Annotated in this window: 8 protein-coding genes; 3 read left to right on the forward strand and 5 right to left on the reverse strand. The window is 66.8% G+C overall.

Features of this window, described 5'->3' with window-relative positions; all coding sequences use genetic code 11:
- The first annotated feature begins 57 nt into the window (after positions 1-57).
- The 3 genes from ACCQ07_RS21260 to ACCQ07_RS21270 all read left to right on the forward strand — a co-directional run bounded on the left by ACCQ07_RS21260 (position 58) and on the right by ACCQ07_RS21270 (position 2,809).
- Positions 58-678, forward strand: a complete 621-nt coding sequence (locus ACCQ07_RS21260; RefSeq protein ID WP_372363650.1) for a glutathione S-transferase family protein — start codon at positions 58-60, stop codon at positions 676-678.
- 119 nt (positions 679-797) lie between these two features.
- A complete protein-coding gene (locus ACCQ07_RS21265; protein WP_008573095.1) occupies positions 798-1,178 on the forward strand; it encodes a hypothetical protein in 381 nt (126 codons plus the stop codon).
- 215 nt (positions 1,179-1,393) lie between these two features.
- Complete coding sequence (locus ACCQ07_RS21270; RefSeq protein ID WP_372363651.1) at positions 1,394-2,809, forward strand: amino acid permease; 1,416 nt, start codon at positions 1,394-1,396, stop codon at positions 2,807-2,809.
- A gap of 248 nt (positions 2,810-3,057) precedes the next feature.
- Here the strand turns inward: ACCQ07_RS21270 and ACCQ07_RS21275 are convergent, their stop codons facing one another.
- From ACCQ07_RS21275 to ACCQ07_RS21295, 5 genes are all read right to left on the reverse strand, one after another.
- Positions 3,058-5,532 carry a GH92 family glycosyl hydrolase gene (locus ACCQ07_RS21275; RefSeq protein ID WP_372363652.1) on the reverse strand — a complete coding sequence of 825 codons (2,475 nt, stop codon included), beginning with the start codon at positions 5,530-5,532 and terminating at the stop codon, positions 3,058-3,060.
- A gap of 231 nt (positions 5,533-5,763) precedes the next feature.
- Positions 5,764-8,697, reverse strand: a complete 2,934-nt coding sequence (locus ACCQ07_RS21280) for a TonB-dependent receptor domain-containing protein (RefSeq protein ID WP_127171044.1) — start codon at positions 8,695-8,697, stop codon at positions 5,764-5,766.
- 675 nt (positions 8,698-9,372) lie between these two features.
- On the reverse strand, positions 9,373-9,762 hold the full coding sequence (locus ACCQ07_RS21285) for a DUF2628 domain-containing protein (RefSeq protein WP_372363653.1): 390 nt from the start codon (positions 9,760-9,762) through the stop codon (positions 9,373-9,375).
- 108 nt (positions 9,763-9,870) lie between these two features.
- Complete coding sequence (locus ACCQ07_RS21290) at positions 9,871-11,619, reverse strand: sensor domain-containing diguanylate cyclase (protein WP_029820551.1); 1,749 nt, start codon at positions 11,617-11,619, stop codon at positions 9,871-9,873.
- Between the two features lie 116 nt (positions 11,620-11,735).
- A complete protein-coding gene (locus tag ACCQ07_RS21295) occupies positions 11,736-12,926 on the reverse strand; it encodes a sugar diacid recognition domain-containing protein (protein WP_372363654.1) in 1,191 nt (396 codons plus the stop codon).
- Positions 12,927-13,141: the final 215 nt, after the last annotated feature.

A 13,141-nucleotide genomic window follows, 5' to 3' on the forward strand; every position in this document is an offset into this window, starting at 1 on the left:
GGCAGCACGGATCACCACCGCCAACGGCCGGCCATCACGCGCATCACCGAGGAACACATGCTGGAGATCTACGGAAAGCCGAGCTCGATCAATGTGCGCAAAGTGTTGTGGTTGTGGGATGAGCTGGGGCTGGACTACACGCTGCATGCCTATGGCAGCGGTTTTGCTTCGGTGCAGACGCCGGAATTTCGCGCACTCAACCCCAATGCGCTGGTGCCGGTCATCCGCGCGGGTGAACTGGTGCTGTGGGAATCGAACACGATCTGCCGCTACCTGGCCGCGCGCAGCCAACGCGATGATCTGCTGCCGGCCGCGCCCGCCGCGCGCGCATTGGTCGAGCAATGGATGGATTGGCAGGCCACCGAACTCAATACCGCCTGGCGCTACGCATTCATGGCCACCGTGCGTGGCAGCGCCGCGCATACCGATGCGCAGGCGATTGCGGCGAGCGTGGAGCAGTGGAACCGCCACATGGCGATCCTCGATGCGCAGCTGCAGCGCGGCGGTCCGTTCGTTCTGGGCGCAGGCTTTACGCTTGCCGACATCGTACTGGGGGTGTCGACACAGCGCTGGGTCGCCAGCCCCATCGCGCATGCGGCATTGCCTGCGGTGGCGGCGTATTACGCATACTTGCAGACACGCGCCGGATTTCAGCGCCATGGCTGCACGGCACCGTGATGCTGCACGTCGCCTTTGTGCGAAGCGAACCAGACCGCCGAAGCGATGCATGCAGCACGCTCGCACTGCATTGACCTGGGCATGGGTAGGGTGAGGGTCTGCTTTTGCGAGACTTGCCGATGACCACTGCCACCAACCAAACCCGCCTGCTGGCGCTTGGCCTGTTCGTTTTTCTGGGCACGTTCGCAGCGATCGTCTGGTACCTGATGCGCCCCTACGGCACGGCGTATTTTTTCCCGGTGCATTTTCTGATCGGAGCGGCGTTGCCGTTTCTGATCTATGCGATCGGCGGAACCCGGCTGTGGTTCTGGATGGGCATGGGCATCACCGCGTTGGTGCTGCTGTGGTTCAACCTGTGGGGCCATGACGCCAATGGCGCGGCGCCGCGGGTGCTGGACTGGAGCCACTTCGCTGCCGGTGTGGTTGGGCTTGCCGGTGCCTGGGCGGTGCAGCTGATCTATCGCAACGCGCGCCCGCCGCATCGCGCCTCGATTGAGTGAGCGGCAGTGTGGTGGGCGAACGCGTGCCGTCGATCGCGCACGCCGTGATGGATGGTGGTGCTTGGCCAAGGATAGGCACGATGCGCCGCGCATGAGTTGATGCCGTCGCGTGCCCGCCTTGCCCGGGCATAGCCACCGCATGACCTTGGACCGATAGCTTTGCTGCGCTGCGTTGGGCGACACTCGCGCATTCTTTTGATTCCTGCGAGGTCCGCATGTCGTCTTGGCTCAGGCGCAAATCCATCGATCAGGTCACCGTGCACGAGACTGGCCGGCAACTGGTCCGCAGCCTGAGCTGGCCGCATCTGATCGCGCTGGGCATCGGCGCCATCGTCGGTACCGGTATCTACACGCTGATCGGCGTGGGCGCCGACAAGGCCGGCCCCGCGGTGCTGCTGTCGTTCGTGGCGGCTGGCATCGTCTGCGCCTGCGCGGCGCTGGCGTATGCGGAGATGGCCACGATGATGCCGGCTGCCGGCAGTGCGTATACCTACAGCTACACCGCGCTGGGCGAGAGCATTGCCTGGGTGGTGGGCTGGAGCCTGGTGCTGGAATACTCGCTGGTGGTCAGCACCGTGGCGGTCGGCTGGTCGGGCTATTTCGTCGGGTTCCTGCAATGGCTGGGAGTGGGCTTGCCGCATGAACTCATTGCCGGGCCGCATGCCGGCGGCATCGTGAACCTGCCGGCGGTGGTGATCACCTTCCTGGTGGCTGGCCTGTTGATGGCCGGTACCAAGGAAAGCGCCACGCTCAATGCCGTGCTGGTGGTGTTCAAGATCATCGCGCTGGGCGTGTTCGTGGCCATTGCGCTGCCGGCCTTCAACAGCGCCAACCTGCAGCCGTTCATGCCGTATGGCTTCTCCAAGGCAATGGGTCCCGATGGCGTGGAGCGCGGCGTGATGGCAGCGGCGGCCATCATCTTCTTCGCGTTCTATGGCTTCGATGCGATTTCCACCGCCGCCGAAGAAACCAAGAACCCCGGACGCGATCTGTCGATCGGCATCGTCGGTTCGATGATCGGCTGCACCTTGATCTATGTGCTGGTGGCGCTGGCGGCGGTGGGTGCGATGAGCTTTACCGTGTTCGGCAAGAGCCCCGAGCCGTTGGCGCTGATCCTGCGCGAACTCGGCCACGGCAAGGCGGCCCTGGTGATCGGTGCGGTGGCGATCATTGCGTTGCCGACGGTGTTGCTGGCGTTCTTGTACGGGCAGAGCCGCATCTTCTTCGTGATGTCGCGCGATGGCTTGTTGCCGCGCGGCCTGTCCAAGGTCAATGCACGCACCGGCACGCCGGTGGCGATCACGCTGTTCACCGCGGTGCTGGTGGCAGCACTGGCGGGCGTGGCCCGGCTGGACGAAATTGCCGCGTTGGCCAATGCCGGCACGCTGGCCGCATTCACCGCGGTGGCGGCCTGCCTGTTGGTGTTGCGCGTGCGCGAGCCCGGCCGCGCGCGCGCCTTCCGCACGCCGCTGGCGTGGGTGGTGGGACTGGTGGCGATCGGCGGCTGTCTGTACCTGTTCTGGAGTTTGCCGAGCAAGACGCAGGTCTGGTTCCTGCTATGGAATGCGCTGGGCGTGGTGGTGTACCTGGCATATGGGCGACGCAATAGCCGGTTGAATCAGGCGGGCTGAGCGTCCTTCTCTCTTCGGGACCTTCTTCCCCTTCATGGAGGAGAAGGTGGCGCGTAGCGCCGGATGAGGGTGCGAGCGTAGCCGCGCGCAGTGCGATAACGCGAGGGCTTTGCCCCGTACCCTCACCCCACCCCCGCTCCGCGCCCCAGCCCGTGCTTGCGGCGCGGGCGCTCCAAGCCACGCGCGCCAGTAGCGCGCAAGCTGTGCCTTTTCGCCCCGCAGGGCGAGGGGCTTCAACCGCCGTGGTGTTACTGCGCCTGAGGTGTGGCGCAGAATGAAGTGGGCAATGCATCCGCTTGCGTACCCCAGCCTTGGGTGGGCGCCTGCGGGGTGAGCGCAAACGACAGCGTGCCGCCCTGCTGCAGCTGCGCCCAATCCAGGAACACCTGCGGCTGCGGCTTTCCATTCCAACGCACGCTGTCCACGTATTGCAGCGCGCGGCCGTTGGCGCCGGGCGCGTCGATGCGCAGGCGCTTGCCGTTGCCCAGATTCAGCGTGACCCGCTTGAAACGCGGTGCATGCAGCAGGAATTGCCCGCTGCCCGGCACTGCCGGATACAGGCCGAGCGCGCTGAACAGATACCAGGCCGACATGGTGCCAAGGTCGTCGTTCCCGGTGACGCCGTTGGGTGCATTGGTGAACAACTGCTGCGCGGCGCGCACCACGGTGGCGGTCTTCCACGGTTGCCCGATCAGCGTGTACATCCACGGTGCGTGCAGGTCCGGTTCGTTGTTGGGGTTGTAGCGGTACTGGTTGTAATAGCTGTACGGGCCGACCACCCAGTGCGTGCGTGCGGCAGTGAGCGGATCTTTCAGTAGATCGTCGTAGGCGAAGAAGGCGTCCAGGCGTTTACCGGTGTGTTCGCGGCCATGCATGGCCTGCAGCATGCCGGGGATGTCCTGCTGCACCAGCCACTGGTATTGCCAGGCGGTGCCTTCGTGGAAGCCGTGCTCGGAGCGTGGGCTGTAGCGATCGTCGGATGGCGCATACCAGCTGCCGTCTTCCAATCGCGGGCGCGGGAAGCCGGCAAAGCCGGTCTCGGTATCGCGCACATCCGCATCCCAGACGTTGTGCCAGTTGCCGCCGCGTTTGCGCAGCTGCGCGCTGTCATCGCCGTGACCCAGCGCTTGCGCCATCTGTGCGAGCGCGCAATCGGCCAGCGCGTATTCCAGCGTGGCCGAACCGCCGTGATGCGGGTCCACGTCCATGCCCTTGGAGGGAAACGCACGGTCGTATTGCACGAAGCCGTTGGCCAGATAGTTGGCATTGCCCGAGCGCCCGGCGTGGCGCGAATTGATCGGCGGCTGGCCGAACGCATTCTGGCGCAGCGCTGCATACGCCTGCGCCTCGTTGCCCTGCAACGCGCCGAAGCGCCACAGATCCACCAGGAACGGGGTGACCGGGTCGCCGGTCATGATGTTGGTGTCGAAGTTGGCGTAGCCCCAACGCGGCAGCCAGCCGCCTTGCTGCTGGATCGCCAGCAACGAGCGGCCGATGTCGCGCGCGCGCGTCGGCTGCAGCAGGGCCAGCAGCTGGTTTTGCGAGCGATAGGTATCCCACAGCGAAAAATACTCGTAGTAGGTCCAGCCATCGGCACGATGGATCGCATCGTCGTAGCCGCGATAGCGGCCATCGGCATCGCTGCCGGTCAGCGGCTGCAGCAAGGCGTGATACAGCGCGGTATAGGCCACGGAACGCTCGTCGTTGCTGGCGCCTTCCACTTGCATGCTGGCCAACGCATTGCGCCAGCCCTGCTGCGCGCGCTGGCGCATCTGTTCAAGACTGAGCAGTTTGCCGCCCTGCATGCCATCAGCACGCAGGTTGCTGCGGGCGCCTTGCGCATCCACATGCGAGATGGCGCTGACCACGGTCACCGCACGCGCGCGCTTGTCTTTGCCCAGCGGGAAGCTGAGCCAGGCGCCGTTGGGTTTGAGTTCGCCGCCCATGCCGTGACGCGCGCCGGGCACACCGCCCTCTTCGCCCCAGACGCCATGCGCGGTGAACGGGCGATCGAATTCCAGCCGGAACCAGGTGGTGTATTCGTGGCCGCCGCAGAAACTCTGCGTGGTCAGTTTGCCCTCGACCACGCGGTCGCCGACGATCTGCACCTGGCTGCCGATCACCACATGGCGGTCGTTGGCCTGCGCCACGTTGACCAGCACATGGCCGGTGTCAGCGCCCGGCGCGAAGGTGTAGCGCTCGGTCGCGGCGCGGGTCAGCGCGCTGGCTTCGGCGTCGATGCCGCCGTAATCGGTGAGCCGCACCTTGTAGTAGCCGGCCTGGCCGACTTCGCCATCGTGCGTGTAGCGCGCGGCATAGCGTTTCTGGTCGAAGGCCTTGGCATCGTTGGTGTCGAAGTCGCCGCCAGGGCCGATGCGGCCGGTGACCGGCAGCACCGAGACCTGGCCGCCCTGCTCCCAGCAGCCGGCGCCGGACAGGAACGAATGGCCGAAGCCCCGAATGCTGGGGTCGTCATAGCGCCAGCCGGCGTAGTGCGCGCCGATCGGGCTGACCTGGATCAGGCCAAATGGCGCCGAGACGCCCGGATAGGTATTGCCGTCGTCCTTGCTGCCGATGAAGGTGTTGACCTGCGCCGGGTCTTGCGCGGCCAGCGGGCCAGACATGGCCACGCCAAGCAGGCACAGACCGACCGCGGCGCGGCGCCAGAACGGCGTGCGCGCAGCACGCGCGGTGGAACGGTTGGGCGGTACGACTGACAGCATGCAGAACCCCTTGGGGGAGAGGGCGGCCAAAGCCGCAGGTAGAAGGCGCGTGCCCGCCGCTGCGATGCGCAGCGACCGACGCACGACACGTGCGCGCAACACGAGACACCAAGGCGCCGGCATCGTCGTGCGTTTTGGCCGTGCCCGGAATCGGCAGGCATCTTGCGTGCCCGGACGATGCCGCAAACACCACCTGTCCATATCCGACGCACGCGTCGCCGATTGCGCGCTTCAAAAATCGAACACGTATTCTGCCGCGATCTCGCGCCCGACCGGGCTGAACAGGCGGCTGTTATAGAACTCGTAATCGAGTTTGTACGGATCCTTGTGGTTGTAGCCGGTGCTGTTGAAAACGTTGTTGACGTACAGGTTGAGCTTCATCGCCGGCGTGATGCGGTAGCCGACATTGACATTCCAGGTGATCGCCGGGCCGATGCGGCCGTAGTACTTGCGGGTGCTCTGGCCGAAGGTGGGGCTGGCCGGATCGGTGTCGGTGCAGTTGGCGCGGTCGTCGGGCACGCCGCCATCGGCGAACGGCACGCAGCCGCCGGGGTTGTCCAGCCGGTCCAGGCCCCAGTGCGAACGCACGCCCGGCACCGCGCCGACGCGATCGCCATAGACGGTGGCATTCCAGTTGCCGTACAGCCAGCTCACGCTGCCGCGCAGCTTGCTGCGGATATCGCGGTCGCGACGCTCGGGATTGGGGTCGGTGCGGTAGGTCTGCTCGCGCATCGAGCGCAGGTTGGTGTAGTCGAGCCCCATCTGGAAATCGCCGACACCGGTCTTGAGCTGGTAGCGCGCCGACAGGTCGATGCCGCTGACATCGCGCTGGGCCAGGTTGATCGGCCCGCGCTCGATGGCGGTGATGGCGCCGGCCGCATTGCGCTGCACGCGCGCCAGGATCGAGGCGCAGTAATCGGCGCCGCCCGGGTTGGACCAGGCCTGGCCAGGCGTGATGGTCAGCCCGGTGCGGCAGCCGGCCTCGTCGCGCAGGATGGTGGTTTCATCGATGTCGCGGATCTCTTCTTCCAGATGGATGCGCCAGAAGTCGGCGGTCAACGACAGGTTCTCGAACGCATCCCAGACAAACCCCACCGTCCAGGAATTGCCCAGTTCCGACTCCAGATCCGGGGTGCCGCGGCGATTGATCGCGAAGGGATAAGTCACCTCGGTGTTGTCGCCGGTGCAGTTGTTGATCTGGTAGGCACCGCTGGCGATGCAGCGGTACTGGTCGAGCGTGCGCACCTGCGCCGAGCTGGGTTGTCCGAGCAAGTAATGCATGTCCGGGGCGCGGAAGCTGGTGGCGTAGCTGCCGCGCAGCAGCAGGCTGTCGATCGGCCGCCACTGCAGGCCGGCGCTCCAGGTGGATTCCTTCTGGGTGCCGATGTCCAACTGGTCGGCGGCGTCGTTGAATGCGGTGTAGTCGCCATAGCGATCAAAGCGGCCGGCCAGGGTGGCGGTGAGCGTGGCGGTCAACGGCACGCCGAACTCCAGGCCGCCCGAGTAGCGGGTGCGCTCGCCGCCGCCGCGGTCGACGTTCTGCACTTCGTAATCGACATTGGCACGCGGGTCCGGATTGAGCCGATACCCTTGCTGGGCCGCTTCCAGCACCGCGGCGAATTCGACCGGCCCGGCCCAGCCCTCGAACAGCCGACCGCTCAGGCTGAGCGCTCCCTGGTTGACCCAGGACGCGGCGCGGTTGACCGAATGCGCGCCGATCTGCGCGTACTGGCCTGGCGTCAGCGGGGTCCACCAGCGCGCGCGGTCCAGCGTGTAGGCCGGCAGCCCGTCCACCGTGCCCTGCTGCGGGCCCAGGAAGTAGTCGTTGGCGCGCTGCCAATCGACCGTGGAAATGCGCTCCTGTACCCGGTAGTACGAGCGCCCCAGCGAGGCTTCCCAGTCGAAGCGGCCGTCGGCCAGGGTGCCGCGCAGCCCGGCGCTGATGTCCCAGGAGCGCTCGCGATTGCGGTTGCGCAGGCCGGCCTGGCTGCCGACCTCGCTGGCGGTGAACTGGCGCACGCCGATCAGCTGCTGGCCGCTGGCGGTATCGTAAAAGGCCGGATAGTCCAGCCCGGCCGGCAGTTGCACATAGGGCGGCGAGGTGCCCCACTGCGCTTCGGAGTCGAACACCGCCAGATTGGTCCAGGCCTGTACGCCGTTGCCGAACTCCCAGGTGCCGTACAGATACCCGGACAGGTCCTTGCTGCCGCTGCGCAGCAGCCATTGGCCGTAGTCGGCGCTCAGCCCGCACAGCTGGCCGGTATTGGTGGTGACGCCGGTATTGCGGTTGTAGAGCAGCCGGTCGGCCAGGTAGTACTCGCCGCCGAACTGATCGCAGGCACCGGGCGGCGGCGCCTGGCGGGTGCCGGTGGCATTGTCGATCAGCGCAATGCCGCTGCTGGGGCGAAACCCCACCCGCCGCTGTTCGGTGGTCCAGGCGCTATAGGGCGCATCGCTGGCGTCGTCCATCTGCGGGCGATCGCGGCCGAACAGCGGGTCGCGGCTGGTGTACTGCAGCGCGTAGGTCACGCTCCAGTGGTCGCCGGTGCGCCCGCCGGCCCAGGACACGTCGGCGGTGTCGCGGCCGCCCTCGGTGGAGGTGCCGCCGCGCATGCGGAACTGATCGCCGCTGTAGTTCTGCTTGAGGATCACGTTGACCACGCCGGCGATCGCGTCCGAGCCGTAGATGGCCGAGGCGCCGCCGGTGAGCACTTCCACCCGGTCCACCGCCGCGGCCGGGATGTTGCTGTAGTTGGAAACGTTGCTCTGGCCGTTGTACGGCAACGGGTAATCGGCCACACGGCGGCCGTTGACCAGCAACAGGCTGCGGTTGGGGCCGAGGTTGCGCAGGTTGAGCGGGCTGGCATTGGGCGTATGCGAGCCCCAGCTGACGTCCGCCTCCACCGTGCCGATGGCCTGGTTGAGCGTGCCGAGCATGTCGTAGACGGTGGTGAAGCCCTGCGCGCGGATCTCGTCGGCGCCGATGATCTGCACCGGCGCCGGGCCTTCGGCCTGCACGCGCTTGATGCGCGAGCCGGTGACGGTGACCGCGTCCAGCTGTTGCGGAGCGGGGGTCTGCTGGGCCAGGCCAGCCAGGGGCGACAGTGATGCGAGCAGCAGCGCCTGCGACAGGCGGGTGTGGCGGCAATGGCGGAAAGCGGTCATTCAAGCGTCTCGTCGAGGGTAATGGTGCGACGGAAAGACAACGTCTTTTCAAACACTTGCGGGCGATTGGCGCGCTTGGATCGATCTAAAACCAGCAGGGCGGTGTGTCATGTGTTGGCAAAGATTAAGCATGCGGCAGCACCCGCACCACGCCGCGACGCAACAATCCGGGCGGTCTCAAGCGCGTCTTCGAGGTAGAGACGTCTTTTGGATCAATGGTTTGGAGTACTGAACCCAAACGCCTTGCTAGCTTCGCTAACGGATGAGCCCGGCTATGACTTCCGACGCTGCCCGGATGGCAGTTGGTCCGGCGCCCATTTCCAGGGCCAAGCGCCGCTGCGGCAGCCGTGGCGCTACCGGATCTGCAACGGATGGGTGCCCTGCGCCGACAACCCGCTCGCGGCGTGCGCGGGAGGGCTGCCCAGGACGCATGGCCGTGCAGCGAGGCCTATTCTCAAATCCTGGCGTAGCTGCGATCGCGTCTGTGCCTGCGCGGCATGAGTCGCGTAGGGCGAGGATTGAATGCGCTACTCCCGCGATCCTCTGCCATCTGGCATGCAAATGATGCCCATATGCTTGTCCTTAGGCCGGCGCGCTTGGCCCACAAAAAAGCCCGGTCACAGGACCGGGCTTGGCGGCAGGGCGTCGGTGGGAGGGTCCGCGCCCGGCGGTGGCTTACCAGCGCATGCCTTCGAACGGGTTGAAGCTGGTGCTGCCCTTCACCTTGTCCAGATAGTAGGCGTAATTGGCGCTCATGCCGGCCAGCAGGGCCATTGGAATGCTCAGCGCGTTACCGATCGATGCGGGCAGGAACGAGGCTACGATGCCGACCACCAGGCCGACGCCGATCAGGCCCAGCGCCTTGCGCCACAGGCCCAGGATGAAGAAATAGATGAAGCCGAAGAACAACGCGTAGAAGTTCATGCCCACCTTGAGCTTCTCCCCGAACGGCAGGGTCTTGAGCGCCTCTTTGTAGGCAGGGTCCCTGGGACCGCCGTGACGGTCGAAGAAGGCGAAGCGGAATTGCCACTTGGGGCTGAGCTGGGTGCGATCGAAGGTATCCATTCCAATCCATGTAGTTGTAAACGTTTACATGATAGGTGATCGCGTATTCATCTGCACGCATTTCAGCCGGTCACCTGGGTTCGGTGCAGCTTCCGGGTGTGCGCAGGCTCAGCGCTGGTCGCTGGTGCCGGTGCCGCGGCGGGCGCGGCGCAGCGAATACAGCGAGTGGTCGGCGCGATCAACCACCGCCGCCAGCGCTTCGCCGTCCTGGCGCAGGGCGGTGCCGAGGGTGAAGCGGATCGGCGCGTCCTCGATGGCCCCCATGTAGTCGCGCGTCAACGCATCCAGCTGTGCCTGGGTGGCCTGGTGCAGCAACACCAGGAATTCGTCGCCGCCCAGGCGTACCAGGCGGTCCTGGGTGCGCAGCGGCTGGTTGAGGAACCATGCCATCTGCACCAACACCTCGTCGCCGCGTTGATGGCCATGGGTGTCGTTGACCAGTTTGAACTTGTCCAGGTCCACCACGATGCAGCCCCAGCGCACGCTGGGGTCGCGCTTGTCCAGTTCGTCCAGGAAGCGGCGGTTGTAGCAGTTGGTCAGCGGGTCGGTGAACGACCATTCCAGCAGCTGCTTCTCCTGCCGGTACTGGTTGGTGATGTCCTGGGCATGCGCCAGCACCACCGTGGCGTCGGATTCCACGTCCAGCACGTTGTGGTACTGCCAATGGCGCAGGCTGCCGTCGCCGGCCACCAGTTCGATCACTCCCGAATCCTGGCCATCGAGCACCATCCGCGAGAGGTACCCGCGCAAGGCGGCGTGGCGCTCGGGGCGCACGAATTCCACCAGCGAGCGGCCTTCCATCTGCTCGACGCTGCGGCCGAGCGAGCGTGCGGCGGCCGGGTTGATGCTGACCAGCCGGCCATGCATGTCGTGGGTGCAGATCAGGCCCAGGCTGTACTGGAACATCTTGCGGAACTTGCGCTCGCTGGCGGCCAGCGCGTCCACGGCCTGGTGCCGGTCGGTCACGTCCTGGACCGCACCGATCAGGCGCATGCGCCCATCCACGTGTTCCACCGAGCCGGTGCTGTGCACCCATAGCCGCCGCCCGGTGGCGCTGGTGAGCGGCAGCTCCAGATCCCAGGACGTGCCGTCCCGCACGCAGGCTTCGACCGCTTCGGTGATGACCGCGCGCGCTTCCAGCGGATAGAAGCCGATCGCCTCGGTCAGGCTGGGCCGGTAACCGGGCGGAACATCGTGCAGGCGGCAGGTCTGGTCCGACCAGATCAGCGTGCCGCTGGCCACGTCCACCTCCCACCCGCCGACCCCGGCCACCCGGCCGGTGCGCTCCAGAAACGCTTCGCTCTCGCGCAGCCGCTGCTGCAGCTGGGCATTGGCCGCCTCGCGCTCGAGCATCACACGGCGTTGCTCCAGGCCTTCGGCGGCCACCCTGGCCAGTTGCTGCAAGGCCTGCAACTGCGCCGGCTCCAGCGCGCGCGGGCGCTGGTCGATCACGCACACCGTGCCCATGCGTAAACCATCCGGCAGCACGATGGGGGCGCCGGCGTAATAACGGATACCGGGCGCATCGGTGACCAGGGCGTTGTCGTGGAAGCGTGGGTCGGCCGGCGCGTCGCGCACTTCCATCACTGCATCGCCCTGGATGGTGTAGGCGCAGAACGCCAGCTCGCGTGGGGTTTCCGAAACCCCCGGCAGGCCGATGTTGGCCTTCCACCACTGCCGATGTTCGTCCACCAGCGAGACCAGCGCGATGGGGGTACCGGCGATCGCCTGCGCGGCAGCGGCCAGCGCGTCGAAGAACGGCTCGGCGGCAGTGTCGACCACCTGCAACAACGCCAGACGTGCCAGGCGCTGGGCCTCGCTAGACGCAGATGACACGACGGTATCGCACTGGTTCAACGGAGCGCTCGCGGCCGGGCAATCCGCGCAGTCTAGCGGACTGCGCATACCTACCAGCCAAGGCGGCGTTCCGTGCGCCACTGCACAGGGCAGCGTTGCGGCGGTTGTGGCGCCGCTCAGTCGGGGGCGTGCGCGTCGGTGTTCGGCGTGGTTGCGGCGCTGTCGTGGCGCATCTGCAGCGCCAGGTACAGGCGCATGCAGTCGTCGGTGTTGCCCAGGTCCACCGCGCACAGTTCCTGGATGCGCTGCATGCGGTAATCCAGGGTGTTGCGATGAATGCCCAGCGTCTTGGCGGTGGGGGCCATGCGCATGCCGGCGCCGAACCAGACCGACAAGGTCTTCAGCAACTGACTGCGACGGTCCTGCGCCAGCAGTGCCTGCAGCGGCTTGCGCAATTCCTCGGCCTGCCAGGCCTGGCGCAGGTCGTCCACCAGCACCGGCAGGCGGTAATCGTCGTAGAAGAAGGCGTCGGCATGCGGGGTGCGCGCCTTGCCGATGCGCATGGTGGCGCGCGCGATCTGGTGCGACAACGCCAGGCCGTTGGCCTGCGGAAAATACTGGCCCAGGGCCAGCCGGATCCGCAGCCGGCTGCTGGCGCGCATGCGCTCGAGCAGGCTGTGCGCGCGACGGCGTTGCTCCGCCACGTCCCAGTGGCCACGCCGGTCCAGTGCCGGCTTGAGCACCACCAGCTCGTTGAGCGCGGTGGCGGCGATCAGGTTGCCGCGCTCGGGCGTGGACAGCAGGGTGTGCAGGCGCTGCAGTTCCACCAGCATCGCGTCCAGGTCCAGGCTATCGCTTTCCACTTCGATCACCGCGGCCACGCGCGGCAGGTCCAGCGCGATCCCGAGCCGCTCGGCCCAGCCGGCCAGCGCCGGGGTCGGGCCATCGGGCCGGATCAGGCCCAGCGTGACCTCTTCGCGCAGGCGCGCGTCGCGTGCCAGCAGGCGCAGCAGCCCGGCCTGTTCCAGCATCGCTTCGGCGGCCATGCGCACCAGCTCGGCCTGCTGCCCGATGCGCTGCGGGTCGCCGGTCAGCCCGACGCAGCCGACGATGCGGCCCTCGGCGATCAGCGGCAGGTTGACGCCGGGGCGCACCGCATCCAGCTGCTGCGCCAGGGCGGCGTCGATCTCCACCCGGCCCTGCCGGGACAGCACCAGCAACGCACCTTCGTGCAGCTGGCCGATCCGGGCCGGCTCGCCGCTGGCGATGATGACGCCGGAGTGGTCCATCACATTGACGTTGCCGTCGATGATGGTCATCGCGCGGTCGACAATGGACTGCGCCAGGGTGCGGTCGAGCGTGAGCATGGGCGGGGGTCTGTTGCCGCGATCAGGGGCGGTCACGGTGGCATGTTCGCTTCGCGGATGTTTGGCAGGTGTATGACGGGAGGAGTTGCGGCCGATGCCCGGGATCGGTGCGAAGAACGCTGATTACCTTTGCGGATCGGCCGTACATGCCGTGGGCGCGCACCCTGTCCAGGAGGCCGCCCCGAACGCAAGCGCAGGTGCCCCACCCCTCCGAG

The organism is Xanthomonas sp. NCPPB 3583, from assembly GCF_041475715.2.
GTDB classification, from domain to species: domain Bacteria; phylum Pseudomonadota; class Gammaproteobacteria; order Xanthomonadales; family Xanthomonadaceae; genus Xanthomonas; species Xanthomonas euvesicatoria.

Bases quoted from the DNA above. Each gene is read 5' to 3' on its own strand.
- ACCQ07_RS21260 (WP_372363650.1), top strand. From the start codon at position 58: ATGCTGGAGATCTACGGAAAGCCGAGCTCGATCAATGTGCGCAAAGTG.
- ACCQ07_RS21265 (WP_008573095.1), top strand. From the start codon at position 798: ATGACCACTGCCACCAACCAAACCCGCCTGCTGGCGCTTGGCCTGTTC.
- ACCQ07_RS21270 (WP_372363651.1), top strand. From the start codon at position 1,394: ATGTCGTCTTGGCTCAGGCGCAAATCCATCGATCAGGTCACCGTGCAC.
- ACCQ07_RS21275 (WP_372363652.1), bottom strand. From the start codon at position 5,532: ATGCTGTCAGTCGTACCGCCCAACCGTTCCACCGCGCGTGCTGCGCGC.
- ACCQ07_RS21280 (WP_127171044.1), bottom strand. From the start codon at position 8,697: ATGACCGCTTTCCGCCATTGCCGCCACACCCGCCTGTCGCAGGCGCTG.
- ACCQ07_RS21285 (WP_372363653.1), bottom strand. From the start codon at position 9,762: ATGGATACCTTCGATCGCACCCAGCTCAGCCCCAAGTGGCAATTCCGC.
- ACCQ07_RS21295 (WP_372363654.1), bottom strand. From the start codon at position 12,926: ATGCTCACGCTCGACCGCACCCTGGCGCAGTCCATTGTCGACCGCGCG.